The 25045-nt window shown below is 64.9% G+C and carries 21 protein-coding genes, 1 tRNA gene and 2 pseudogenes; 6 read left to right on the top strand and 18 right to left on the bottom strand.

The window, feature by feature from the left end; genetic code table 11:
- The first annotated feature begins 204 nt into the window (after positions 1–204).
- Positions 205–1533 (top strand): YaaC family protein, encoded by a 1329-nt coding sequence (locus CA237_RS09555; RefSeq protein ID WP_126013903.1) that lies wholly within the window; start codon positions 205–207, stop codon positions 1531–1533.
- A gap of 160 nt (positions 1534–1693) precedes the next feature.
- Here CA237_RS09555 and CA237_RS09550 read toward each other — a convergent pair.
- The 8 genes and pseudogenes from CA237_RS09550 to CA237_RS09515 form a co-directional block, all read right to left on the bottom strand.
- A pseudogene (locus CA237_RS09550) lies at positions 1694–1840 on the bottom strand (transcription termination/antitermination protein NusG); the annotation flags it as partial.
- A gap of 3 nt (positions 1841–1843) precedes the next feature.
- Positions 1844–2422: a hypothetical protein gene (locus CA237_RS09545; RefSeq protein ID WP_126013901.1), complete on the bottom strand. Its 579-nt coding sequence runs from the start codon at positions 2420–2422 to the stop codon at positions 1844–1846.
- 205 nt (positions 2423–2627) lie between these two features.
- Entirely contained in the window at positions 2628–3167 is a 540-nt protein-coding gene (gene nusG, locus CA237_RS09540; RefSeq protein WP_066693182.1) for a transcription termination/antitermination protein NusG, read from the bottom strand.
- Between the two features lie 35 nt (positions 3168–3202).
- A complete protein-coding gene (gene secE, locus CA237_RS09535) occupies positions 3203–3400 on the bottom strand; it encodes a preprotein translocase subunit SecE (RefSeq protein WP_084401776.1) in 198 nt (65 codons plus the stop codon).
- Between the two features lie 285 nt (positions 3401–3685).
- Positions 3686–4330, bottom strand: coding sequence for an outer membrane beta-barrel protein (locus tag CA237_RS09530; RefSeq protein ID WP_066693178.1), 645 nt, complete (start codon positions 4328–4330; stop codon positions 3686–3688).
- A gap of 90 nt (positions 4331–4420) precedes the next feature.
- Positions 4421–4999 carry a YqaA family protein gene (locus CA237_RS09525; protein WP_066693176.1) on the bottom strand — a complete coding sequence of 193 codons (579 nt, stop codon included), beginning with the start codon at positions 4997–4999 and terminating at the stop codon, positions 4421–4423.
- 49 nt (positions 5000–5048) lie between these two features.
- Positions 5049–5124: transfer RNA gene (locus CA237_RS09520), tRNA-Trp, on the bottom strand.
- A gap of 155 nt (positions 5125–5279) precedes the next feature.
- Positions 5280–7034, bottom strand: coding sequence for a fatty acyl-AMP ligase (locus CA237_RS09515; protein ID WP_066693173.1), 1755 nt, complete (start codon positions 7032–7034; stop codon positions 5280–5282).
- 125 nt (positions 7035–7159) lie between these two features.
- Between CA237_RS09515 and CA237_RS09510 the strand changes: the two genes are divergently transcribed.
- From CA237_RS09510 to CA237_RS09490, 5 genes and pseudogenes are all read left to right on the top strand, one after another.
- The gene (locus CA237_RS09510) at positions 7160–7687 is read left to right on the top strand and encodes a RecX family transcriptional regulator (protein WP_066693170.1); all 528 of its coding nucleotides are present in this window, start codon (positions 7160–7162) and stop codon (positions 7685–7687) included.
- A gap of 131 nt (positions 7688–7818) precedes the next feature.
- Entirely contained in the window at positions 7819–8340 is a 522-nt protein-coding gene (locus tag CA237_RS09505) for a cold shock domain-containing protein (protein ID WP_232308044.1), read from the top strand.
- Between the two features lie 53 nt (positions 8341–8393).
- Entirely contained in the window at positions 8394–8825 is a 432-nt protein-coding gene (locus CA237_RS09500) for a DUF192 domain-containing protein (protein ID WP_232308043.1), read from the top strand.
- Positions 8826–8870: 45 nt separating this feature from the next.
- Positions 8871–9263, top strand: coding sequence for an NADH:ubiquinone oxidoreductase subunit NDUFA12 (locus CA237_RS09495; protein ID WP_066693160.1), 393 nt, complete (start codon positions 8871–8873; stop codon positions 9261–9263).
- 215 nt (positions 9264–9478) lie between these two features.
- Positions 9479–9712, top strand: a pseudogene (locus tag CA237_RS09490) (DUF2155 domain-containing protein); the annotation flags it as partial.
- Positions 9713–9747: 35 nt separating this feature from the next.
- Here the strand turns inward: CA237_RS09490 and aat are convergent.
- From aat to CA237_RS09440, 10 genes are all read right to left on the bottom strand, one after another.
- Positions 9748–10485: a leucyl/phenylalanyl-tRNA--protein transferase gene (gene aat, locus CA237_RS09485; protein ID WP_126013897.1), complete on the bottom strand. Its 738-nt coding sequence runs from the start codon at positions 10483–10485 to the stop codon at positions 9748–9750.
- A gap of 227 nt (positions 10486–10712) precedes the next feature.
- Entirely contained in the window at positions 10713–11762 is a 1050-nt protein-coding gene (locus tag CA237_RS09480; RefSeq protein ID WP_066693152.1) for a c-type cytochrome, read from the bottom strand.
- Complete coding sequence (locus CA237_RS09475) at positions 11759–12352, bottom strand: cytochrome c oxidase assembly protein (RefSeq protein ID WP_066693150.1); 594 nt, start codon at positions 12350–12352, stop codon at positions 11759–11761. Before CA237_RS09475 ends, CA237_RS09480 begins: the two co-directional genes overlap by 4 nt.
- The gene (locus CA237_RS09470) at positions 12349–12729 is read right to left on the bottom strand and encodes a hypothetical protein (RefSeq protein ID WP_066693147.1); all 381 of its coding nucleotides are present in this window, start codon (positions 12727–12729) and stop codon (positions 12349–12351) included. Before CA237_RS09470 ends, CA237_RS09475 begins: the two co-directional genes overlap by 4 nt.
- A complete protein-coding gene (ctaD, locus tag CA237_RS09465) occupies positions 12726–15251 on the bottom strand; it encodes a cytochrome c oxidase subunit I (RefSeq protein WP_066693146.1) in 2526 nt (841 codons plus the stop codon). The genes CA237_RS09470 and ctaD overlap by 4 nt, the downstream gene beginning before the upstream one ends.
- Positions 15248–16222 carry a cytochrome c oxidase subunit II gene (coxB, locus tag CA237_RS09460; RefSeq protein ID WP_066693144.1) on the bottom strand — a complete coding sequence of 325 codons (975 nt, stop codon included), beginning with the start codon at positions 16220–16222 and terminating at the stop codon, positions 15248–15250. The genes ctaD and coxB overlap by 4 nt, the downstream gene beginning before the upstream one ends.
- A 52-nt stretch (positions 16223–16274) precedes the next feature.
- A complete protein-coding gene (locus tag CA237_RS09455) occupies positions 16275–19313 on the bottom strand; it encodes a discoidin domain-containing protein (RefSeq protein WP_232308038.1) in 3039 nt (1012 codons plus the stop codon).
- On the bottom strand, positions 19310–20713 hold the full coding sequence (locus CA237_RS09450; protein ID WP_066693140.1) for a glucoamylase family protein: 1404 nt from the start codon (positions 20711–20713) through the stop codon (positions 19310–19312). The genes CA237_RS09455 and CA237_RS09450 overlap by 4 nt, the downstream gene beginning before the upstream one ends.
- 80 nt (positions 20714–20793) lie before the next feature.
- Positions 20794–23853, bottom strand: a complete 3060-nt coding sequence (locus CA237_RS09445) for a TonB-dependent receptor (protein WP_241215463.1) — start codon at positions 23851–23853, stop codon at positions 20794–20796.
- Positions 23850–24878, bottom strand: coding sequence for a LacI family DNA-binding transcriptional regulator (locus CA237_RS09440; protein WP_066693135.1), 1029 nt, complete (start codon positions 24876–24878; stop codon positions 23850–23852). The genes CA237_RS09445 and CA237_RS09440 overlap by 4 nt, the downstream gene beginning before the upstream one ends.
- Positions 24879–25045 lie beyond the last annotated feature (167 nt).

The following is a 25045-nucleotide window of genomic DNA, read 5'->3' as shown; positions in this document are numbered from 1 at the left end:
CAGGCTGGGAGGTGGCGTTGGAGATTGCGCTTCGGGGGAAGGGGAAGCTTTAGTAGTAGCCTGCTACTTCCTTGTAATGCCGGATAGGCCGCCGGAGGGCTTTCATCGACTTCCAGAGTGCAGGCAGTCGGGACTTTGGTCCTGAAACATCTGGCAATTTCAAAGGTGTTGGTTACCCTAAACCTTCAACAACGGGGGGGTGGGATGCTCGACGAAATTGCCCATGACAAATTTTCAAAAACTGAAGCGGCTAATCAGCCGATATTTGCGGCTGAACCAGATTATGACGCTCTCTTAAACCGGAAGGCAGAAATTCTCCAAGAATGGAAAGCAGGCAATAAGCCTGGTGAAAAGCCGGCAATGAGTCTTCGTGATTATGAGGAGGCTCAAGGTCTTCCCGACCTAAAAGATCCAGATCTCATTCCCGCAAAGAATACCTCACTAGTAATAAATGAGGTGAGGAAACGTATTGCGAGAGAGGATCCTATAAGTCTTCTGGCTATAGAATCTCTTGATTTTGAGGATGCTAGTATAGAACTGGCTGAAAGTTTGGAAAATATTAACGAGCTGAGAGATCTTTACAAGCTACGCAAGATATCGGTTGGAGGCAATAGTAATTCAGGAATAACAGCAGATGAAGCTGCAAGAATGAAAAATTGCTTCAGTCAAGGAAGGGAGTTGTTCCTTGCTGGAAGAAATGGCTCTCTTATGGTTAAGCCTCTCAATTTTTTCTATGCACTTACTGCATATACGTACGGTATAATAATATTGAACAACCCGCTTCGCTATAGGAAGGATATGTTGCCCGGTTCGCATGGCATGTCTTATCTCCCAGCAACAATACAAGCGCAGTTTGGCGGGGATTCTCCACGGGGAACGTTTAGTGATTTAGTGGGGGCTTTCCCGACGCATCTGGTAAAAGTCCCCGGTGTTTCTTTCAATATCGACTGCGCAAAATCGGTTATGGAGTTCTATCAAACTAAATTTGACGTTAGTTTGGGAACGCTTCTTAGTTTGATTCCTGAAATGGCTGACTATTATAAATTGACGACTAATAGGCAGAGTAGGTGTTTTCCGCTGGAAATCGTGAATTCCAATGATATCCGAAGTGTGACTTGGGAATTTCAAATTGGGAACGGTGAGGTCAGGCCAAGTGCTCTCGCTATTGAACAAGCTTTTTCCGGATTTCAAATAGGTGAGCGTTACGGTAAAACAACTGTAATAGTTCCGGCGGCGCGATCAGGTCAGATAAGGGCGATGATATATACGGACCTTCGAGGAAAGCTGTGGTTCATTGAAAATCCGTTTTTTCCTATAATACTCCCAGAGGTCGCGGTTCATTTTCTAATTACAAGCATGTTTTCAAATATTATGAGATATCGGCCTGACGAATGGGGAAGCGTTTTACTGAACGAAGTATCTTCGAATATATCATTGCTAACAAGGCATTACTTTTCTTCGTTCCAAAGAAAGTTCTTGCTTCTCGTTCTTAGGTCCACATCGCGTTATTTGCCATACGCAACATCAGCGTAGACGGTGTTTAGCTATGCGTTTGCGTATCGAACGCGAAAACGGCGCAGGGCCTTCGCCCTACGCCGCTAACGTCGGTCGGGTTTGCACCCGCCGGCCGGTCGGTCGCCGTCTCGAAATTAGCTGACGCTAATTTCGTGCGGCCAGCAAGTAAGGCGTGGCCTTACTTGCTTCTCTCGACCTGCTCGAAATCCAGTTCCACTGGCGTCGCGCGCCCGAAGATCGACACGCTGACCTTCACCTTCGACTTGTCGAAGTCCAGTTCCTCGACCACGCCGTTGAAGCTCGCGAACGGGCCGTCCAGCACCTTGTCCTAAAAACTGTTGTCGCCGCGACCCGCGTCCTCCCGTTCCCGACGCTGCTCATACTCCATTCGGCGTTCATTCGCCTCATGCATGCCGGTGGAGACCCACGCGATGAATCCGACGATCCCGGCGCCAAGGATCATGAAGGCCAGCAGGATGCCATAGCCTGCGCGGTAGCGGCCGGTCGGTAGGGGATCGTCGACCGGATGCCGGGGCCAAACGGCGATCGCCAGCCAGAGGCCCAGTACGACATAGACTAGCATGTCCAAAACGGCATTCGCCCACGGCGCATCGCTGCGTGCTATCGTCAAAAGCGCGACCACGAACGTGGTGAGGACACCGAGCGTGACCCATCCGGCCAGCCGCAGGCTGATGGCGGCATCGCGCATCCGGCGGATCGATGCGACGACGAATGTCCCGAACGCTGCGCCGCCCACCATGCCGATCCCGAAATTGGGTGTCAGTCCCCACGTCCAGTCGACAAACGGCACGGCATACAGGATCGCCGCGACGACGATGGCGATCAGCGTCAGGCTTGCGCGCGACGTGCGGCCCGGCTCGGCATAGAAACGCCGGATTGCGTGCATTGGCTTGCCTCCGGGAAAGGGCGTTCCGGGATAGGCTATCGATGCCGCTCGCCGCTGTCGATCATCAGGAAGTAAGCGCAAAAACGGCGCAGGGCTTGTCGCCCTACGCCGCTAACGTCGGTCGGGTTGCACCCGCCGGCCGGTGTCCGCCGTCTCGCAGTTAGCTGGCGCTAACTGCGTGCGGACAGCAAGTTTCGGCTGCGCCTTACTTGCTTCGTTCCACTTGCTCGAAATCCAGTTCCACTGGCGTCGCGCGCCCGAAGATCGACACGCTGACCTTCACCTTCGACTTGTCGAAGTCCAGTTCCTCGACCACGCCGTTGAAGCTCGCGAACGGGCCGTCCAGCACCTTGACCGAATCGCCGATCTCGAAATCGACCTTGATCTTGGTCTTGGCGGGGGAGGCGGCGGCCTCTTCCTTGCTGTTCAGCATCCGCGTGGCTTCCGCCTCGCTGATCGCCTGCGGCTTGCCCGACGAGCCTAAGAAACCCGTCACCTTCGGCGTGTTCTTGACGAGGTGATAGACCTGGTCGCTCAGGTCCAGCTTCGCCAGCACGTAACCGGGCATGAACTTGCGCTCGGACTGCACCTTCTTGCCGCGACGGACTTCGGTCACATTCTCGGTCGGGACCTCGATCGCTTCGACGGCGTGGTCGAGGCCGAGGCGCGTCGCTTCGGACAGGATCGAATCGCGGACTTTGCCCTCGAACCCGGAATAGGCGTGAATGATGTACCAGCGCGACATGGGTGTCCTTAAAGCTATAGGGGGTGCGAGCGCGGTTACTGCGCGAGCCGCAGCAGGCCCTTGACGATCGCGTCGAACGCCGAATCCACGCCGAGGAAGAAGACCGCCAGCAGCGTCGTCATGATGACGACCATCACCGCGGTCATCACCGTTTCCTTGCGCGTCGGCCACGTCACCTTGGCGGTTTCGGCCCGGACCTGCCGCATGAATTCGACGGGGGTAACTTTCGCCACGTGCATGACCTTCATTATCGGTTCGACCGACCGCCGGACACAAGGCCCCGTCCGGTCCCTTCTGGGAACCGGCGCGGCCCATCCACGCTGTCGGATTGGGCATGGTATCTAGCGATCTCGGAAGCGGGAAGCAAGCGTGCGGGGCAGGGGCCTGCCGGCCCCCCTGCTACGGGGCCGGCCGACCGCGCTTCCACCTCGCCGCTCCCCCATCGTCACCCCGGGCTTGACCCGGGGTCCCGCTTCTTCTTCTGGCGCGAAACGCGGGACCCCGACGCGCCGAACCCCTCAGAACCGATAGCCCAACCCGGCCACCGCATGCCGCCGGTCGAAATTCAGCCCTTCGTAGATCCGGTCCTTCGTCCGGAAATTGGTCGCGACCAGTTCCGCCTTCGCAAAGGCGCCGCTGCCCAGCCCGATCTCGCCACCCAGCCCGAAGTGCATCCCGGCATAGGTCTCGGTCGTGCGATCCGTATTATAGCGGAACTCCAGCGGCATCGACGCATAGCCGACCTTGCCATAGACCTGCGCCCGCTCGGCCACCCGCAGCCCCAGCCGGACCCCGCCCGACCATTCGCCCTTCGCCTTCTGGCACAGCTCGATCGATAACCCGATATCGTCGCATCTTTTGGTCGACGCCCCGGCATAGCCGCCATAGGCCCCCAGCAGCACCGTGCCGCCGATCGCGACATCATATCCGATCTCGCCGCCATAGCGGATACCGTCGGCGCCATCATAATATTTGGTGTCGTCGTCGACGTAATTGATTTCCAGCCGGTCATAGCCGCCCGCCACCTCGACCCGGAACCCGGTCATCGGGTCGCGATAGGTGACCTCGCCACCATCGCCATACGGGTCGAACGGCCTGTCCTGCGCCCATGCCGGCGCCGCCCCCAGCACCGCCGTCATTGCGGCGACCATCGTCCATTTCATTTCTGTCCCCCCACGCGCGACCATCGCGCTGGGGCGGCTCTTGGCAGAAGGATCGTTTCGCGACGATTCCGGCAATCGTATCCGAAACGGTTACAACAGGCTGACCGCCGCGAACCCGCCGACCAGCGCGACGACCAGCAGGATGCCGATCATCGTCAGGCGCTTCTCGATGAACTCCTGCACCGGCGCGCCATATTTCTTGAGCAGGAACGCGATCAGGAAGAAGCGGAAGGCGCGAGTGATCGTCGCGGTGAGGACGAACAGCGCGAAGTTGAACTTGGCGAGGCCCGACGCGATCGTCACCAGCTTGAACGGGATCGGCGTCAGTCCTTTGAGCAGGATGATCGCCGCGCCATATTCGGCGAAGCCCGCCTGGAACTTCGCCGCCTTGTCCTGCAACCCGTACAGGTTGATGACCCACGCGCCGACCGTGTCCCACAGGAAATAGCCGATGGCATAGCCGACCATCCCGCCCAGCACCGACGCGATCGTGCAGATCGCCGCGATCTGATAGGCGCGGGTGCGGTGCTGCAGGATGACCGGCACCAGCACGACATCGGGCGGGATCGGAAAGAACGAACTTTCGCAGAACGACACGACCGCCAGGCTGCGCACCGCATGGCGATGATTGGCAAGGCGGAGCGTCCAGTCGTACAGCGCGCGGAACATCGTCGTCGAATCCAGTCCATCAGTTTCGGGGATCGGCGCGGCGGCGCGCTGGCACGAGTGGAGGGATTCGAACCCCCGGCCCTCGGTTTTGGAGACCGATGCTCTACCAGCTGAGCTACACTCGTGTGCGGACGCGGCCTCTATCCCGGTCGAACCGGAAGGGCAAGGCCGATTTCTGACCTAGCTGTCCGAAGCCTTGTAGGAAAGCATTAAATCCTCCCCACAAGGTGGGGAGGGGGACCGCCGCGAAGCGGTGGTGGAGGGGGCTATCCCCAAGCGCTCACGCCGCGATGGCGTAAGGCTTGATCTCACCCTCCAGATACAATTTCCGCGCCTTCGCCCGGCTGAGCTTCCCCGACGACGTCCGCGGCAAGGTGCGCGGCGGGACCAGTTCGATCACGCAGTTCATGCCGGTAACCGACCGGACTCGCTCGCGAATTTCCTCGCGCAGCCGCAGCCGCTCACCCTCGTCCGACGCCCGGCACTGCACCAGCACCGCTGGCGTTTCCTCGCCGCCCGGCGTCGTGATCGCGAACGCGGCGATGTCGCCGGCCTTGAACCCGGGCAGCTGCTCCACCGCCCATTCGATGTCCTGCGGCCAGTGATTCTTGCCGTTGACGATGATCATGTCCTTGGCCCGGCCGACGATATAGACATATCCGTCAGACAGATAGCCCATGTCGCCGGTGTCCAGCCACCCGTCGACCATGCACGCCGCGGTCGCCTCCGGATCGCGGAAATATCCGCTCATCAGCGACGGCCCCTTGCACCAGACCTTGCCGATCGCGCGTTCGGGCAGGGGGGTGCCGTCCTCTTCGCGGATCTCGACCGTCATGTCCTTCACCGGCTTCCCGCAATTCACGATCGCGCGATACCGCTGCGGCCGGTCGGCGCGGCCGGTGCCGCCGGAAAGTTCCGTCTCTTCAACCAGTTCGACGATGATGCCCTCGCCCGGCGGCATGATCGCCACCGCCAGCGTCGCCTCGGCAAGGCCATAGGACGGCAGGAACGCCGACGCCTTGAACCCGGCATCGGCGAAGGCGTCGACGAACGACTGCATCACATCGGGCCGGATCATGTCCGCGCCATTGCCCGCCAGCCGCCAGCGCGACAGGTCGAACCGGTCCGCTGCCTTGGTCTGGCTCGACATGCGCCGCGCGCAGATGTCGTAGCCGAAGGTCGGCGAGTAGGAAATCGAATTGCCCGTATTGCGGGTGATGAGGTCCAGCCATGCCAGCGGACGGCGGGCAAAATCCTCTGTTTTCAGATAGTCGGTCGAAACTTGGTTGGCGACGACCGACAGGAAGCAGCCGACCAGCCCCATATCGTGATACCAGGGCAGCCACGAAATGCAGCGATCCTGATCGACCAGCTGCATGCCATGGCTGTGCGCCGACAGGTTGTTCAGCAGCGCGGCATGGGTGATCTCGGTCCCATGCGGGAAGCGGGTCGATCCGCTGCTATACTGCAGGTAGCAGATATCGTCGCTCGACGCCTTGGGCAGCTCGACCGCGACCGCTTCGGCGGTCGAAAAACTTTCCCAATCAATGCCTTCGACCCCGGCGATCCGCGCCGCTTCGCCCGCCATCGCTTCCAGTTCGGCCGGGTAGAACAGCGTCTTGGGATCGCAGCTGGCCAGCTGCACCCGCAGCTGTTCGACATAGGCCTCGCGCCCGCCGAACGAGGTGGGCAGCGGCAGCGGCACCGGCCATGCGCCAGCATAGACCACGCCGAAGAACAGCGCCGCAAACTCCGCACCCGTCTCGGCGATCAGCGCGATGCGATCGTTGGGACGCACGCCCTTGGCGATCAGGCGATAAGCCTGTTGCAGCGCATCCTCGCGCATCTCGCGGAAGGGATAGGGGCGCTTCAGCGTACCGCGCGCGTCGTGGAAGTTCAGCCCGCGCGAGCCCTGCGCCGCATAATCCATCGCGTCGCCCAGCGTCGCGAAGTCGGCGAACCGGCGTGGCAACGCGTCCACGGTCGGGGTCGCTTCCAGCGAAACTGCAACACTTCCTTCAAGATTCGTCGTCATTCTTGTCCAACTCTCAGGCCCGTTCGCGCGATACGCGGCGTTCGAAGCGTGTCGCCATAGCGGCAAAGGGCCGCGCGGCACAGTTGATTTCAAAATCGCCGCCCAGTGTGGCACAAACATGGCGCATGTCCCGAGACCCGCGCCGCCCGCTGCCACCGCTCGACCAGCCCGCCCTGGAACGCGCCGCCTTACGCTATGTTGAACGCTATGCGACCACGCGGGCGAAGCTGGTCGCCTATCTCCACCGCAAGCTGCGCGAGCGTGGGCGGGAGGGGGAGATCGATGTGGATGCGCTGGCCGACCGCATGGCCGAGCTGCGCTATGTCGACGACCGCGCCTTTGCCGAGGCGCGGGTGGCGTCGATGACCCGGCGCGGGCTGGGCGCGCGGCGGGTGCGCGATGCGCTGCGCCAGGCAGGCGTCGGCGAGGAGGAGACGAGCGAATTCCACGACACGCTGGAGGAGGGGGCGGAGGGCGCGGCGCTCGCCTTTGCCCGACGCAAGCGCATCGGGCCGTTCGCGACCGTGCCGGTGGAGCGCGACCGCCGTGAGAAACAGATCGCGGCGATGGTGCGGGCGGGGCACGCCCCGGCGCTGGCCCGGCGCATCGTCGGACTGCCGGCGTCCGACGACGATGCGGACTGGGACGGGTAGCATCGTAAAGAAATCGTCGCGTTCGTGAAACATCGTGATAGAGTGTGCCCCAGGGGGAGCACGCGACGATGCGTCTGGAAGCGCGAACGATTGCCGATGATTGCGTGATGGGACAGGCGGAGCCGGCCGCGATGGCGGCTGCGCGCGAAGAGATCGTCCCGGCGGTGCGGGGCGCGATCAAATGGTTCGACGTGACCCGCGGCTTCGGATTCGCGGTCGCCGACGATCCGGCGATCGGCGACGTCCTGATCCATTTTTCGGTCCTCGAACCCCATGGGCGTCGTACCCTGCCCGAAGGGGCAGTCATCACCTGCAACGCCGTGCGCCGGGCACGCGGGATGCAGGCGGCGGAAATCCTCGACATCGACCTGTCGAGCGCGGTCGAACCGGTGCGCCGCGTCGTCGAGCGGCCCGACCGGGTCGCGCTGGCTGATCAGGCGGGGCCGTTCGAACCGGTATCGGTCAAATGGTTCAACCGCTTGAAAGGCTATGGTTTCCTGGTGCGCGAGAGCAAGCCCGGCGACGTCTTCGTCCATATGGAAACGTTGCGGCGCGGCGGGATCGAGGAGGTCGACCCCGAACAGCGGCTTGTCGCCCGGATCGTCGAGGGGCAGAAGGGGCCGTTGGCCGTGATGGTTGAAACTGGCGAGTAACAGCGTTGAGAGCATTGCGATTTTCCGGGCTGACGGCGGCGGCGCTGTTGGCGGTGCTGGGCGGGTGCAAGCAGGAGGCCGGCGACGAAAAGACTGCGCTGTCCAGGACTGAGCTGACCGTCACCACCGCCGATGGCACCGCCCACCGCTTTGTCGTGGAGGTCGCCGCGACCGAGGCGCAGCAGCAGCAGGGACTGATGTACCGCCCACCGCTGGCCCCCGATGCCGGCATGTTGTTCGCGCCTTATCCTCCCGATGGCGGACCGCCGCGCGTGGCCAATTTCTGGATGCGCAACACCCCCAGCCCGCTCGACATCCTGTTCATCCGCCCCGACCGCACCATCGCGACCATCGCCGAGAATACCGTGCCGTTTTCCGAAGCGCCGGTCCCTTCGGGCGAACCCGTGTCGGCGGTGCTGGAACTGGGCGGCGGGCGTGCCGCCGAACTGGGTATCGCGGCGGGCGACAAGGTGTCATGGAAATGATCCACCCCATTGTCGTGTGCGCAGCCACACGCTAAGCGGTCGCGCATGGGAATCCTCGCGAACGTCTTCACCTGGTGGAACGGTGCCACCTTCGGCACCTGGCTCGGGCTGCGCGGCAAGACGCAGGTCGGCACCGACGACCTCGGCAACGCCTATTATGAGGGCGGTCGCGACACCGCGGGCAATCCGCGCCGCTGGGTGATCTATGCAGGATCGAACGATTCGAGCCGCGTGCCGCCCGAATGGTTCAGCTGGCTGCACCACCAGATCGAGGGCACGCCCGATCAGTCGCTGCCGCCGGTGCGCCAGTGGCAGAAGCCGCCGGTCCCCAACCAGACCGGCACCGCGCTCGCCTATCGTCCGCCCGGCGTGCTCGACAAGGGCGGCGCCCGCGTGCGCGCCACCGGCGATTATGAGGCGTGGAGCCCCGACGCGTGAATTTCCGCCGCTGGCTGGCCGGGCTGGCGATCGCGGTCCTGCTGGCGGTCGGCGGCTGGTTCGGCTGGCGTAGCTGGCAGTCGCGACAGGCGCCGTCGACCGGTCCGCACGCGGAGATCTCGGTTCCCGAATCGGTCCGTCCCCGCCCCGGTGCGCCGGAAGTCGTCAGCGTCGATGCCGGCCTCGACAGCCGCCTGCTCGCCGGTGCCACGCCGATGGCCGAGCGCGTCGCGGTGGTCGGCCTGCTCAACAAGCGCAACGGCGAAACCCGCGACCTCACGTTGAAGCCCGGACAGGCGACGCGCGTCGGCGACGTGATCATCCGCCTGCGCGCATGCGAACGCACCGCGCCCTGGGAGCAGGAGCAATATACCGGCGCGTTCGTGCAGATGGACGTGCGCGGGGCGGACGCGAAGTGGCGGCGTGCCTTTTCGGGCTGGCTGTTCAAGGAGCGTCCGGCGCTGAACGTCGTGCTCCACCCGATCTATGACGTGTGGCCCAAGAGCTGCACGATGTCCTTCCCCGACACCGGTCCCGACACGGTATCGGCCGGGGCGGGGGCGGCACCGGCGGCCAGCGCGCCACGCCGGTCGAGCGCGTCGAACGCGCCCGACACCAGTCCGGTGCCCGCCGAATCGATCCCGAGCGCGTCGGACAACAGCGCCGAATAAGCCTCGCGCGGGATTTCGACCGCGCCCATCGTCGCCAGATGATCGGTCTGGAACTGGCAGTCGAGCAGCCGGAAGCCGCCGACCTTAAGCCGCGCGACCAGCCATGCCAGCGCGACCTTCGACGCGCTGGGCGCGCGGCTGACCATCGATTCGCCGAAGAACGCCTGTCCCAGCGCGAGGCCGTAGAGGCCGCCGGCCAGTCGGTCGCCGTCCCACACTTCAACCGAATGGGCGAACCCCATTTCGTGCAGCCGGAGGAAGGCGCGCTCGATCGTGCCGTTGATCCATGTCTCCGGCCGGTCCGACGCGCTTTGCGCGCAGAGTTCGATGATATCCTCGAACGCCACGTCGGCGGTGACGCGATACCGGTCCGACGCAATCAGCTTTCGCAGCGACCGCGACAGGTGGAACCCGTCGAGCGGCAGCACGCCGCGCAGCTTCGGTTCGACCCAGTAGATGCTGGGCGCATCGCGGTCGTCGGCCATCGGAAAGATGCCGCTGGCATAGGCGCGCAGGACCGTTTGCGGGTCGAGGTCGAAATCGGGGGCCATCGGGCGCATCCTAGAGCGGTTTCCGTTCGGACTGAACCGTTGTCATTGCGTTGGCGCGCCAACGTTCTGTGGCCTGATCAGGGTGCTGCCGCCGATACCCTGGTTCGTCACCCCGGGCTTGACCCGGGGTCCCGCTTCTTCTGCTACCGTCGGAAAGAAGCGGGACCCCGGATCAAGTCCGGGGTGACGTTGTGAAGGTGAAACCGATCCGCGCTGGCAATCGCCGCTCACTCCCCCGCCAGATAGCGCGCGACGGGTTCGATCATGTCCTCCGGAATACGCCGTGCGATGACCGGCATCGTCGCCTGATCCTTGCGCGCGTCGACCACCTCCTTCTCGCCGCGCCAGTGGCGCAGCCGTTCGGCGATATAGACCGCGCGCTGGCCGTCGATGACCGGGAAACGCTTGGCCCCGGCGGCATCGTGACAGCTGCGGCAGGCGGGCAGTTGCTTTTCCGGCAGGCCGCGTTCGACGATCCGGCGCGCTGCCGCATCGCCATTGCCGCCCCGCCCCGGCGTGATGCCGGGCATGGCGGCGAAGCGCTGCGCCAGGGCGACGCGCTCTTCGGGCGTCAGCTGCGCGGCGGCGTTGCCCATCACCGCGCTCTGGCGGCGGCCGGTGGCATAGGCTTCGAGCGCGGCGGCGAGATAGGCGGGGTTCTGCCCGGCGAGGACCGGAATGTCGGGCTGCCCGCGGCCGAGACCGTCCGTCCCGTGGCAACCGGCGCAGCTGTCGAACCGGCCGTTTGCCGCCCCGAACCCTTGCGCATTGCTCCCCGCCAGCACGCGATATTGCTGGGGAGTCATCGTCGGCAGCAGGCGGACGAAGGCGACCATGCGCTTTACCTCGTCCGGCCGGTCCTTTGCAGCCCAGGCGGGCATGCCGCTGAACTTCACGCCATGTTCCAGGATCCAGAAGAGCTGGCGGTCGGTCCATTCCTTCGCATTCTTCGACAGGTCGGGGGCGGGGGGCGTCGCCGCCTGCATCAGCGGCAGCGGACGGACGCCCGGTGCGCCGTGGCACGACGCGCAGGACGAGGCATAATAGCCCGCCGCGCTGACGAGGCCGCTATCGTCCTTCGCGTCGCGGGGCGTCGAAAAGGCGGCGCGGGTCTGCACCGAATTGCGCATCACCCAATGCAGGAACCAGTCGCTGATCGCCCAATGCCCCGACGATGCGGCGACGTTGAACAGCCCCGACCAGGCGTATGCCATGCCGAGCGCAAAGAGGCCGAGCAGGGTCAGGATCACGCGCTTCCAGGTGAGGCGGATGGTCATGGCGTCGGCTCCGGATGGCGCAATAGGGTGGCGAGCAAGGCAAGGCCGCCGAGGAAATAGCTGGCCGCGCCGATCATCAGCATGACGACGCCGCCCAGCTGCTGATCGGCCAGCGCGTCGTGATGTCCATGCGCCATCGCCGGATAGAGCGGGCGCGGCGCGAGGCCGATCAGCGCGCCGAGCAGGGTCATGTGCATCGAAGTGAGCAGAAGCGCACCGACCCCCGCCGCACGGCGATCCGGCCCGGTGCCGAGCACGGCGGCCCAGAGCAGCCACCCGGCCAAGAGGAACATCGCCTGTTCGACGACCATCGCCGCCACATGCGTGTCCGCCAGCATCCTGAGCGCGGGCAGATGCCAGCCCCAAACGGTCGCAAGCTCCACCAGCGACATGGCGAGCGGCGTCACGATGGTCGGCCAGCGCCGTGCCGGGTCGAACCGGCTGTCGGCGAGGCCGAACGCCAGTAGCGGCGCGGCGATGGCGACGGCGATCATGTGCCCGGCCATGTGCCCGACCATCCCCGCCTGCGCTGCCGCCAGCCATCCGAGCGGCAGCAGCACCAGCCCGGCGAACAGGCTGATCCGCTTCATCGGCAATCCGTGAGGAACAGCACCGGCGCGGCGGTGAAGATCACGCCGACGAAGCTCAATGCGGCCAGCAATACGGTCGAAAAGGCCAAGAAGCGGATGCGGTCGCTGTCGGTGCCTTCCTCATGCGGGGCCGGGTCGCCCGGCACGCGCGACTGGAGATGCGCGACGATCCCTGCCGCGAGGATCAGGGCCAGCGCGACCACGGTGCCGACCGCGTACAGGATCGGCAGGCGCGGGAACCCCCCGACCTTGGCGCAGTGGATCGCCGCCCAGAGATAGGAGAAGAGGAAATGCACTGCCCACACCGTCGGCGGGACGATCAGCGACCAGAGCGTGACCTTCAGCTTGGCCACCATACCGTGGAACCCGCGCTTCATGCGACCCCCGGGAACAGGCCGATCGTCGCATAGGTGACGATGGCGGTGAGCGCCATGAAATGCTGGTACACGGTGATGTTGCGCAGGTCGGCATCATGGGTCGGCGTCATCCGTCCGGCGATGCTGCGCGCCAGCGTATAGGCCTGCATGATCGCACCGACCCCGGCATGCACGGTGGTCCAGATCACCAGGACCCACACGATCGCGGGATAGCTGTGCAGTTCGGGGTCGAGCCCGGTGGTCAGCGGCCCCTGCAACCCGGTCCAGATACCGACAAGGCTGGCCACGATGCCGATCGCCAGCAGTCCGCGCGCGGCGCCGACCCCACCGCGCCTGTTGCTTTCCCGCGCCGCGACGGTGGCAGCCCAGCTCAGCGCTGCGACCCCCAGCGCCGCCATCGGCCAGAAGGTGCCCGGCCCGTCCATGCCCGGACCCGATGGCGGGAAGTCGGGATGCACCGTCCAGAAGAAATAATAGCCGAACACCAGCCCCGAAAAGGCGGTGGCATCCGCCATCATCGTGATGAACATCGCCCACCATCCGGGTGCCGCCGAACCGGAGACATAGAGCGGCAGTTCGATGCCATGGCCGATCGGCTTGGACGGCTTTTCGGGGATTTCGGCGGTGCCGGTCCACAGCCAGTAGAGGACGAAGCCCAGCGTCGCGATCGCGCCGGCCAGCGACCACCAATAGAGGTGATAGGTCGTCAGGATGAACACGCTGCCCAGCGCGATCGCGGTCAGCATCGGGACCCAACTGGGCGTGCCGAGGCGCACGACATAGAGCGGTCGCGCGTCGAGCACCGTCGTCACGATCGTCTCGCGCCGGCCTTCCTCCGCATCGGGCAGGAAGTAGCGGCCTTCGTCGACCTTCTTGACGAAATCCTTCTGGTCCCAGATCGGGTAGCGGCTTTCGATCAGCGGAACCGAGCGGATGCCCCAATCCTCGTCATCCGGATGCGCGAGCCATTCGAGCGTCCCGGCATTCCACGGATTGCGCGCTGCCTTCTCCCGCCACGGCGAGCGCGCCAGGTCGATGCACACGACCAACGTCCCCAGCGCGAACAGATAGGCGCCCATGGTCGAGGCGAGGTTGAGATAATCGATGCCCAGTTCGCCGGGATAGGTGAACACCCGGCGCGGCATGCCGTACAGGCCGCTGAAATGCATCGGGAAGAAGGTCAGGTTCGCGCCGACGAACAACATCCAGAAGGCGGTGCGACCGAGCTTGTCCGACAGCTTCTTACCGGTGATCAATGGCCAGTAATAATAGAGACCGCCGAACAGCGGCAGCAGCGTGCCGCCGATCAGCACGTAATGCAGGTGGGCGACGACGAAATAGGTATCGTGCGCCTGCCAGTCGAACGGCGCGATCGCGACCATCACGCCGGTCAGACCGCCGATCACGAAGATGGCGAGCGATCCGCTGGCGTAGAGCAGCGGCGTCGACCATTTGACCTTGCCGGCCCAGAGCGTCGCGATGAACGCGAAAATCTGGATACCGGTCGGGATCGCGACGGCTTCGGACGCAGCCGAGAAGAAGGCGAGGCTGATCTTGGGCAAGCCGGTCGCGAACATGTGGTGGACCCAAAGCCCGAACGACAGGAACGCGGTGCCGACCGCTGCCAGCACGATCCACGGATAGCCCAGCAGATGGCGCTGCGCGAAAGTCGGGATCATCATCGCGAACAGCGCGATCGACGGCAGGAAGACGATATAGACTTCGGGGTGGCCGAAGATCCAGAACAGGTGCTGCCACAACAACGGATCGCCGCCGCGTGTCGCGTCGAAGAACGGCCAGTTGAGCAACCGCTCCATTTCGAACAGCACGTCACCCGCGATCAGCGGCGGGAAGGCGAACAGGATCATCACCGCGACGACCAAAATGTACCAGGCGTAGAGCGGCATCAGGTTCAGCCGCATGCCCGGCGGCCGGCATTTGAGCACGCCGACGATCAGCTCGACCGCCGCCGCCACCGACGACACCTCGATGAAGCTCAGCCCCAGCATCCAGATATCGGCACCCAGCCCCGACAGGTCCGTGCGCGTGGTGAGCGGCGGGTACATGAACCACCCGCCATCGGGCGCGGCGTTGAAGAAGATCGACCCGCCGACGAACACCCCGCCCAGCAGGAACGACCAGTATCCAAAGGCGGACAGGCGCGGGAAGGGCAGGTCGCGCGCGCCCAGCAACTGCGGCAAGAGGATGATCGACACCGCCTCGAACATCGGGACGGCGAACAGGAACATCATCATCGAGCCGTGCAGCGTGAACAGCTGGTTGAAGGTGTTCGCCGAAACCAGATCGTTTTCCGGCACCGCCAGCTGCGTGCGCATGATCAGCGCCAGCACGCCCGCGAACAGCATGAAGCCGAACGCGGTCAGCGTGTACCATACGCCGACCCGGTTGTTGTTGCAGTCGGTCCAGCGCAGGAAAATGCCCTGCGGCGCCTTCCACACTTCGCGCAGGCGGTCCTCCTGCGCGGCGCGGAGCGCGGGATCGTCTTGCGCGTGCAGGCTCATTTCAGGCTTTCCAGATAGGCGGCGATCGCCTGCGCGTCCTGCACGGGCAGCTGCGGATAGGCGGGCATGCGGGCACCGGGCTTCACCGCCGGGGCGTCCTTGATGAAGCGGACCAGGGCATCGCGGGTCATCGGCGTCGTTCCGGCGCCCAGCGACGCGCGGCTGCCGATATGGGTCAGGTCGGGACCGATCAGCCCGGCCGCCCCGGTTCCGGCGATGGCATGGCAGCCGGTGCAGCCATTGGCGGCAAAGGCGCGCGCACCGCCTGCCGTGTCCGCGGCCGGGGTGGCGGGGCGACGCTCGTTCGCCAGCCACGCATCGAACGCCGCCGGCTCCATCGCGACCACGTCGAACGCCATCAGCGCATGGCTGAGCCCGCAAAATTCGGTGCAGACGCCGCGGAAGGTGCCGGCCCTGGTCGCGCGGACGATCAGCCGGTTGGTGCGGCCGGGGATCATATCCATCTTGCCGGCAAGACCGGGGATCCAGAAGCTGTGGATCACATCGCCGGCGGTCAGGTCGAACTGCACGGTGCGGCCGACGGGAATGCGGATTTCATTGGCGGTGACGACCGGCGGGCTGCCCGGCGGCTGGTAGCGGACGCGCCACCAGAATTGTTCGCCCTCCACCGCGATGCGCAGGTCGTCCCGTGCCACGGGCAGCGGCCGCATGGCGGGCAGGCTGTAGAGCAGCAGGCCGAGCAGCACGACGACCGGCAGCACGCCGCCCAGCCATCCGATCAGGCGCATGCCGCCCTTCAGCGTCAGCTTGCCCTCCGGCGCGCGGACGGCGGCGATCATCAATCCCGCGACACCGGCGGCGATGACGATCGCGCCGATCAGCATGATGATGGTCAGGTGACGGACGGTCGCGGCTTCGTCGCCGAATACGTCGAGCGCCGACTGGTGACGGTTGCACGCCCCCAGCAGCAGCAACGCGGCTGCACCTACACTGGCCCTGACGCCGCGCATAATCCCCCTTCGCCCCGCGTCGCATTATACGACACGGATACGAAACGACATGTCAGCGTCGCCGTTCCATCCTGACGGAAATTGGTCCGTTTCGCGCCGGAATGTGCAGGCCGTCGCTGGCGATTTTCACCGCCTTGCCGTCGATCGTCGCCCGGCCGGCTTCGCCGCTCAGTGGCCAGGGCAGGACGAAGCCGCCGGGCGGCATCGCTCCGCCGCCGATGGTCGCGACGACCGCGTCGCCGTCGGCACGGATGGCGAGATCGACGGTGCCATAGGGGGTGCGCAGGCCGCGCACGTCCGATCCCTTCTCGGCCAGCCAGTCGTCGTCCAGCCCACCCGCCAGTACGATCGCTTGGGCGTCCTGATCGACATAGGCGAACAGGTCGAGCGCGGCGCGAGTATAGTCCGATGCGACCCAGGCATGCGGCACATCCCCCAGGAAGCGGATTTCACGCTGATCGCGCCCGACCACCTCTGCCCAGCCATTCCACCCGCCCGGCCGCCGGTCGCCCATGTAGAAATCGAGCATCCGGTTCGCCCGCTCACGCCGGCCCAGCCGGACCATCGCCGACACGTTGCGCAGTTCATAGGGCGTGTAATCGCTCCAGTCGCTGCTGACCGGCCGCGTCATCACCCGCCGCCATTGCCTGTCGAAGGTATTAGCCAGCAGTTTCGGGTCGAGCCGCGCCTGTTCGCCCGCCGGATCGAGCCCCATGGTGGTCGAGGTCGCGTCGAAATCGCCCAGGCTGGTCGCACCGGGGATATAGTCGATCTTCCAGAACCGGACTGCCGCCGCGATCGCGGCGTGTAGGTCACGCTGGAACCGGTCGCGCTGCGCTTCGATCTCCGCCGCCTCGGGCTTGTTCAGCACCCGCGCGGCAAAGGCGGCGTCCTTATACCCGGTCAGCGCCCAGAAATCGTCCCACAGGCTGTACTGCGCCTTGGCCGAATAGCCTTCATGGCTGATCGACGGCGGCATCAGCCCGTACAGCATCCGCCGCTCGGGCGTCTGGTTGGCAGCGGTCCGTTCGGACTGGGCGAGGCTTTCCATATAGCGCCGCGCCGCGTCCAGCTTCGGCCAGTCGCGCTCCAGTGCCGCCTTGTCCCCGGTATAGCGGTACAGGTCGGTGACGAGGTGAATATACTGCCCGTGACTGTCATTTTCCGGCACCGGGTCCGGCCCGCGCGCATCGACACAGCACGGCACCTTGCCGTTGGCGAACAGGTTCGGGCCGTACCAGTCGGCGAACGCGCGACCCGGCGCAACGACGCCCATGCGCAGCATCGTCTCGGTCATCATCGCGCCGTCACGGATCCAGCTGCGATCATAGGAACGCGTGCCGGGCTTCAGCGCGGGTCCGTCGCGGCTCATCAGCACCTGCGCCAGCGCCGACTTGACCGTATCGGCCAGCGGCTGCTTCATCGTCGGCACGTTCATCGTCACTGCGCCCAGCGTCCGTTGCCAGCTGGCGCGTGTCGCGGCATGCGCGCTGTCCAGCGCGGCCTGCGTGACCGACGCGTCGCCGCCCAGTGCCATCGCCGTGCTCCAGCTTTCGCCGGGCGCCAGCGTGATGTCATAGGCCAACCCGCCCGAGGCGAGTTGCGTCGGATCCTCGACCCGCATGGCCTTGCCCGGTTCGGCAGGGTCGGCAAGCGCGCCCTGATCGAACGGCTTGGCCCAAGCCTGCGCCGGGGCGGTCAGCGGGAACAGCCGCCGCGTTACCGCCGCATCGCCGGCAATCGCGCCGGGCGTCGTCACCGCCATCGCGCTGCCGTCCCATGCCAGCGTCGCAATCGGACTGACCCCGCCGCGCTGGCTCAGGAACTGCGCAGGCGGGTTCACCTGGAACGGCCGCACCGCCAGCACCAGTCGCAGCGTGCGCGCGACGTCGCCGGTGTTCTTGAGCGTCCAGCGCGCCATTAGCCGCTTGCTGTCGGCATCGGCGAACAGGCTGGTGTCGAGCGTCCACCCGGCGGCGGTCCACAGCGCATGGGGTATCGGCAGATAGCCGTTTTCAAGGGAATGACCGGTCGCGACGTCGCTCCACGCGATCGTCCGGCCATTTTCCACCACAAAAGGTTCGACCGAGAAACCGCCCTTCGCGATCTCGATCGCGCCATCTTCGCCGATCAGCCCGCTGACCGCACCGCCATCACTGGCGACGAGCGTCCAATAGCTTTGTTCGGTGAAGCCGCGTGGGAAGCGTCCGCGCGGGGCGTTGCGGGCAAGATCGGCGACGAAAGCGTTGGGCGTTTCCGCCCAGGAGCGATCCTTGACCTCGACCTCGGCCAGCCCCTTTGCCCCGCCGATCCGCAGATAGCGCGTTTCGGTATCGGGCAGCGCGATAGGATCGCCGCCGCCATCGCCGTGGCGCACGCTGCGCAGCGTGCGCCAGCGGCGGCGGTCGTCGCTTGCCTCGATGGCGTAGGCGGTCGCAGCACCCGCCCAGTGCAGCACCAGCCCACCCAGTTCGCGCTGGCCACCGAAGTCGATCGTCACGGGTCCTTTGGCGGCGGTCGTCCGGTCGCCATCGATCGCGCGCGGATCGCTCGCCACCGGGGCGGGCAGCGGGCGGGGCGGGGGCAGGGCTTCGAAGGTCCAGTCGTCGACCTCGATCGTGCCTGCCCCGCCGTCTCGCCCGCGCACCACGACGATCTCGACCGCCTGCGTGGCTTTCAGCGTCTTGTCGGTGGTCGGTCCCCAGGCGAACTGCACGTCGCGCGGGCGGATGCGCAGTTCCTGCCATTCGGCGGAGGGACGGAAATTGGGCTTGGTCACCCACCAGACATTGGTGCCATCGGCGTCGGTGAACTTGATCTGCAGGTCGTTGACGCCGCCGGTGCCGCGAACCTTCAGCCGCATTTCCCAGTTGGGCGGGAAGGTGATCGGCAGCGTCCGCCGCACGAACGCATAGCCCGACACCTTGGCGAAATCGTAGCGCAGTTGCAGCGCCTTATCCGTCACGCCGGGCACCGCAGTCGCCGTCGCGCTGACCCCGTCCGACGATGCCGCGCGCCATGCCGCCACATCGTCGAAGCGGTCGAGCGGCTGCGCCTGTGCCGCCGCAGCGAGCAGGACGACCGGGATCACGCCAGCCAGCCCCCCTTGAACCCGGCGCGCTCCAGCCCGCGGCGGATATGCGGATTGCGCCGCATCACCTCCCAGATCATCCCCGACCGGCGGTTCTCGATCATCAGCACGATCGGCCCCTGGTCGATGCCCAGATAATCGCCATCGACCCAGCCCACGCCCGCCACCAGCTTGCCATGCTTGAGCGGTTCGTCGGTGCGGGTCAGCGTCGGGTTGAAGCTGTCGAGGAAGCCGTATCTGTCATAGATACCGGCGCCATAGCGCGCGTGCATCTTTCCGATCATCGGCTCGACGATCTCGGGCGCAAACGCGATCGATCCCAGTGCCGCGGTGGGCGCGACCGTCCCGTCGTCACGCTCGCCCGGCCCGCGCGCGGAATAGCTGTAGAATTCGCGCACCCGCCCGTCGATCGTCACCTTGAAATCGCCCGGTCCGTCGCAGGCGGTCAGGCCCCAGCAGTCGTCGCCATAGCCGACCTTCTGCCCCGGATTCTCATTGGCATAGGCGCGCTGGGCATAGGTCGCGCGGCGGCTGTTCTCGAAATAATCGATGCCCTTCGACGCGATATAGGGATCGCGGATGCCGCGGAAATCGATCCAGACATGGCTGTACTGATGGCCGAACATCGGCGCGAATTGCAGGTGCGGCTCACCCCAGCGATTGCCCCAGCTCTTGTCGAACTGCTGCGTCAGCTGCGCCCAGGTTTCGGCCGGCAGCGGATGCGTCGGGCTGGCCAGCGCCAACACGTACAGGATCATGCCCTCGTTATAGATGTTCCAGTCGGAGCGGATGAAGCCGCTCTCCGGGTGCCAGCCCATCGACACGAACGGCGGGCGGGGCACGATCCAGTCCCATTCGACCGCGCGATAGAGCTGCTCGGCAAGGTCGCGGATGCGTGTCTCGGTCGGGTCAGCACGGTCGAACCAGCTTTGTGCGAACAGCACGCCGCCGAGCAGCAGCGCGGTGTCGATCGTCGACAGCTCGCACCGGGCGAAACGCAGCCCCTGAGTCACGCCGAGGAAGTGGTAGAAGAACCCCTTATAGCCGCTGAACCCGGTCTCGCCGTCGCCCTGCGGCGCCCGGGCGAGAAATTCGAGCGTGGTGAGCGTGCGTTCGGCATGTTGCTGGCGGGTGATCCAGCCATGTTTCTCGCCGACGCCATAGGCGGTCAGCGCAAAGCCGATCGCGGCGATCGAGGCGAAGCTGGGCGTCGGCCAGCGATCGGGCGCAAGGCCGGTCGCGGCATCGGTCGTGTCCCAGAAGAAGCGGAACGCCCGCTCCTGAATATCGGACAGAAGATCGGGATTGCTGGCAGGGGCGGGTGCGATCCCGGTCCGTGGCGTGCAGGCCCCGACAAGCGCGGCGGTGCTGGCGGCAAGGAAGAAGCGGCGATCGATCACGTTGCAGGCCCCTTGAGTTGAGCAGTCACAAAAAAGCCGGGACAGGCGGGGAGCCTGTCCCGGCAGGGGGAGGGAAGGGGTTAGAAGTTGAAACCCGCCGACAGCTTGATCGTGCGCGGCTGGTTGCCGCCGATGCTGAACGACGACCGCTCGCCATAGACTGACTGCGTGCCGTCCGTGCGGCTGTTGTCGAGCGGGCTGTTGTTGAAGTCGATATAGTTGCGATCGTTCATCAGGTTGATGATATCGACGCGGAAGCGGATCCGTGCGGTATCGTTGACGAACCGGATCGGGATGTACTTCGTCGCGGCGACGTCGAGCTGACGACGGCCCCACTGATCGCCGAGGCTGTCGCGGAACCGACCGACGAAGTTGCGCTGGTACGGGTTCGAGCTGTCGAACGACGTCACCATGAACATCGGCGACTCGATCGAGAACTTGCTCGACAGCGTCAGGCCGATCGGCGTGTCGACGCTACCCGCCATGACGAAACGATGGCGCGGCACGCCGGCCGACCGCAGCGTCGGGTAGTCGTCGATCGACGGGAAATCGAGGCTGAAGGTTTCGCCGAACTGCCGGTTTTCCGACGCTTCGGTGAAGGTGTAGGTCGCGTCGAGGCTCCACGGCGACGTCGGCGAATACGGCTTGGTCAGCTTGACATAGGCCGAGTCCGCGTCGGTCTTGAGACCGTTGTCGCCGATGATGATCGAACCGAAGCCCGGCGGCGTGAAGCCGAACGGCGACTGCGGCGTCGGGTTCTGGGCAGTCGGAGCCGGCGCGAAGAACGACCCGTCGGGACGACGGTTACCCAGCAGATACACGAAGCCGTCGCGGCTCGAGATATGCTGATAGCCGACTTCGAGTTCGATCGGGTTGAAGCGCGACCGGAAGCCCAGCGAGAACTGGTCCGAATACGGCATCTTCAGATCGTTCTTGATGAAGCGCAGTTCGCGCCCGCCGCCCGTGCTGCTCGATGCCAACTGCGCGCGGCCTTCCGCGGTCAGATAGATCGGGTTCCACGCGATACAGGTCGAGGACGGCGTGCACGGGTTCAGCTGGTCCGCGCCCTGGAACAGGAAAGTGCGTTGCTGGAACGCACCGACCGACAATTCCTGCTGGAGGAAGTCGAACTGGTTGCGGTCGTACGACCGGCCGAAGCCGCCGAAGACCGTGAAACGGCCATCTTGGTCGACGCGATAGGTGAAGCCGACGCGCGGCTGGATGGCGCCCATGAACGCCTTCCGGTTGTTGCCGGTCGAGATATAGTCGTTGATGTTGTAATCGGCGTTCTGCAGGTTCGGATATTGCGCGGCCGAGATCGCCGTCAGGTTCGACTGCGGCGTCACGAAGTCGAGGAACGCCGGAGTACGTTCGTAATCCCAGCGCACACCCAGGTTCAGCGTCAGGCGATCGGTAACGTCCCAATCGTCCTGCGCGTAGATGCCGAACTGGAAGTTCTTCGATTCGATGTTCGACCTACCGAAGCCGCTGGGAGCGCCGAATACGAGACGGTAGGGAACATCGGTCTGGAAGCCGTTCTGACTGAACAGGTTGACATCATAGGTATAGGAACCGTTGATGTTGTTCTGTTCGAGCGTGTTCAGGTTGACCCACTTCGCCTTCACGCCCGTTTTGAAGGTGTGTCCTTCAAGGCCGGTAAAGGTGAAGTCGTTCTGGACGGTCCAGCCCTTCTGGCCCTTTTCCTGGAAGTTGGTGCCGCCACCGATGCGCAACAGGTCGATGCGCCGCGTGCTGGTGCCGGTGATTTCGGTACGCTGGAAGAACTGGTTGATCGACTGTTCGACCGGGCGCGGCGACCAGACCACATCCTCGTACGACACGCGGAAGTCGTTGATCCAGTTGTCGGCGGTGTGCTGCCACCGGGCAAGGCCGCGAATGTCCTTCACCGAATTGTTGGTCCGGGTCGAAAACGCGCTGATCCCGCTGCCGAGGTCGTCACCGCTTTCCTTGCGGTACCGGCCCGAAAATTCGAACAGGTCTTCCGCGGTCGGCGAGACGTCGATCTTGCCGAAGATCAGGTCTTCGTTGAACGTGTTGGTGAAGTTGCCGAAGCGCGAGCGCAGGTCGGCGGGGATCACGTTGATGTCGACGCCGTTGCCCGGCAGTACGTCGACCGGGCGTTCCTGCCGCTTGCCTTCGTAGGTGACGAAGAAGTGCGCGACGTCCTTGATGATCGGACCGCCCAGCGCGACGCCGTACTGCATGTCCTTGGTATCGACCTTGGCGACGCGGGTCGGGAACAGTTCGGTCGGACGGCGGTCGCGCAGATCCTGGTTCGTGTAATCGATGAAGCCTTCGCCATGGAACTCGTTCGTGCCCGACTTGGTGCCGGCGACGATCGCGACGGAGCTGACCTGGTCGAACTCCGCCTTATAGTTCGACGACAGCACCTGATATTCGCCGATGGCGAGCTGCGGGAACGGGTTGCCCGGCGACGAATCCTGACCGGTGACGCCGTTCTTCAGGACGTAATCCTTCTGGCTGACGCCATCGATGAACACGTTGACCGAGTTCGACCGCTGTGCGCCGCCCTGCAGGCGGGCCTGGCCGTTGGCGCCTTCCTCGACGAAGCGGACGCCCGGCGCCAGATCGGCGAAGGCGAGGAAGTTGCGGTTGTTCTGCGGCAGCTGCTCGATCAGGCGCTGCGTGATGTTGATGCCGACCTGACCGCCCGACAGGGTGCGGATGCGGCTGCCGGTGACGATGATTTCCTCGTCGTTCGACGCGACGCTGCCCGGATCGGTTTCGGTCGTCTCACCGGCCGGAGCGGCGGCGGCGGTCGTCAGGTCGAGGTCGAGGCCCGCATTCTGGCCGACGCGCAGCGTGAATTCGTCCGAATTGCGCGTGCCGTTGGTCAGCTGGATTTCCAGCCGATAGGTGCCGGCGCGCAGCGAGGCGAAGTTGTACGTCCCGTCGGCCGCGATCGTGGCGGTACGGCGGATGCCGGTCGCGACTTCGACCGCGGTGACCTGGGTCGCCTTGTTATCCGCGGGCGACGTGATCGTCCCGCGCAGCGAGGCCTGTCCGACCTGGGCGTGCGCCGCCATCGGGGCGACAAACGCCCCCGTGGCCAGCGTCGTCGCGGCGGCGAGCGCCGCGCGGATCATGGTTTTCCTCATGCGTATATTCCCCTTTGTTCCCGGTTTTCCGGGTCTTCCCTTGGTGAAGTGGTGTCGCGCACGACCAGCATCGGTGCGCGCAGTTCGACGCTGCGGTCGTCGCGGCCGTCGATCTGTTCGATCAGGCGCGCGACCGCGCGTTCACCGAGACCTGCGATGTCGATTCGCAGGGTGGTGAGCGATGGCGAGATGAGGCGGGCGAGCGGGATGTCGTCGAACCCGGCGATTGCCACCCGCCCGGGAACGGCGATGCCGGCGCGGCGAAATGCCATCAATGCGCCGATCGCCATCATGTCGTTCGCGGCGAAAACCGCATCGACATCCGTCCCCTCCCGAACCAGTCGTTCCGCTACGGAAACGCCCGACTCTTCGAGAAAGGTTCCATATTCGACGACGGATTCGAGGCCGGCGGCGGCCATCGCCGCACGGTATCCCGCAAGTCGTTCCTCGGCATCGATATTTCCGGCAGGACCCGCCAGATGCACGATCCGTCGCCGTCCGGTCGCGACCAGATGCTCGACCATCGTCCGCGCGCCGGCTGCGTTGTCGATGCGCAGTTCGGGGCGTGGCTGATGGTGCGGGGCGCAGCTGACCAGCACCGCCGGGACGCCGGGGGGCAGGTGGCCGAACAGCTGGTCCGGGTCGATATGCGGTGCCATCACCACCAGCCCGTCGACCCGCCCGCGCATCGTGTGCAGCGCCTCGACGCCGCGCGCCGGATCGGCATGCATGTTGGACAGCAGGAGTTGCAGCCCGCGCTCCGACGCCTCGCGGTCCATGCCGCGCAGCAGTTCGGAAAAGAATTCACCGTGCAGGTCCGGCAACACCACGCCGATCGCGTTGGACCACGCCAGGCTGAGCGAGCGCGCTCCGGCATGCGGGACATAGCCGAGCGCCTGTGCGGCGGCCTCCACCTTCTCGCGCAGCGCGGGGCGGACGTTTTCGTGCCGGTTGAGGACGCGCGAAACCGAAGCGACGGACACGTCCGCCGCGCGAGCCACATCGCGGATGGTGGCATTCGCCATGCTCTTTCGGTCCACTCCCTGCGTCGCCGCGCCTATTCGCGACGAATCCGACGGCCGCCTGCCGTTCGCTCTTGATGTAACCGGTTACATGAATCTACAACGCGCTTCAACACCAGATTCGACAACACAGATTTGAAACACCGGCGCGACTGGATCGTTGCGCAAAC

This window comes from Sphingomonas sp. ABOLH, from assembly GCF_003951715.1.
In the GTDB taxonomy this organism is placed as follows: domain Bacteria; phylum Pseudomonadota; class Alphaproteobacteria; order Sphingomonadales; family Sphingomonadaceae; genus Sphingomonas; species Sphingomonas hankookensis_A.
This window is presented reverse-complemented; position numbering and strand designations above follow the sequence as displayed.

Bases quoted from the DNA above. Each gene is read 5' to 3' on its own strand.
- CA237_RS09555 (WP_126013903.1), top strand. From the start codon at position 205: ATGCTCGACGAAATTGCCCATGACAAATTTTCAAAAACTGAAGCGGCT.
- CA237_RS09515 (WP_066693173.1), bottom strand. From the start codon at position 7,034: ATGACGACGAATCTTGAAGGAAGTGTTGCAGTTTCGCTGGAAGCGACC.
- CA237_RS09525 (WP_066693176.1), bottom strand. From the start codon at position 4,999: ATGTTCCGCGCGCTGTACGACTGGACGCTCCGCCTTGCCAATCATCGC.
- CA237_RS09470 (WP_066693147.1), bottom strand. From the start codon at position 12,729: ATGAAGCGCGGGTTCCACGGTATGGTGGCCAAGCTGAAGGTCACGCTC.
- CA237_RS09530 (WP_066693178.1), bottom strand. From the start codon at position 4,330: ATGAAATGGACGATGGTCGCCGCAATGACGGCGGTGCTGGGGGCGGCG.
- aat (WP_126013897.1), bottom strand. From the start codon at position 10,485: ATGGCCCCCGATTTCGACCTCGACCCGCAAACGGTCCTGCGCGCCTAT.
- CA237_RS09510 (WP_066693170.1), top strand. From the start codon at position 7,160: ATGTCCCGAGACCCGCGCCGCCCGCTGCCACCGCTCGACCAGCCCGCC.
- CA237_RS09480 (WP_066693152.1), bottom strand. From the start codon at position 11,762: ATGACCATCCGCCTCACCTGGAAGCGCGTGATCCTGACCCTGCTCGGC.
- ctaD (WP_066693146.1), bottom strand. From the start codon at position 15,251: ATGAGCCTGCACGCGCAAGACGATCCCGCGCTCCGCGCCGCGCAGGAG.
- CA237_RS09440 (WP_066693135.1), bottom strand. From the start codon at position 24,878: ATGGCGAATGCCACCATCCGCGATGTGGCTCGCGCGGCGGACGTGTCC.
- CA237_RS09475 (WP_066693150.1), bottom strand. From the start codon at position 12,352: ATGAAGCGGATCAGCCTGTTCGCCGGGCTGGTGCTGCTGCCGCTCGGA.
- CA237_RS09495 (WP_066693160.1), top strand. From the start codon at position 8,871: ATGGGAATCCTCGCGAACGTCTTCACCTGGTGGAACGGTGCCACCTTC.
- CA237_RS09505 (WP_232308044.1), top strand. From the start codon at position 7,819: ATGGCGGCTGCGCGCGAAGAGATCGTCCCGGCGGTGCGGGGCGCGATC.
- coxB (WP_066693144.1), bottom strand. From the start codon at position 16,222: ATGCGCGGCGTCAGGGCCAGTGTAGGTGCAGCCGCGTTGCTGCTGCTG.
- nusG (WP_066693182.1), bottom strand. From the start codon at position 3,167: ATGTCGCGCTGGTACATCATTCACGCCTATTCCGGGTTCGAGGGCAAA.
- CA237_RS09545 (WP_126013901.1), bottom strand. From the start codon at position 2,422: ATGCACGCAATCCGGCGTTTCTATGCCGAGCCGGGCCGCACGTCGCGC.
- CA237_RS09445 (WP_241215463.1), bottom strand. From the start codon at position 23,853: ATGAGGAAAACCATGATCCGCGCGGCGCTCGCCGCCGCGACGACGCTG.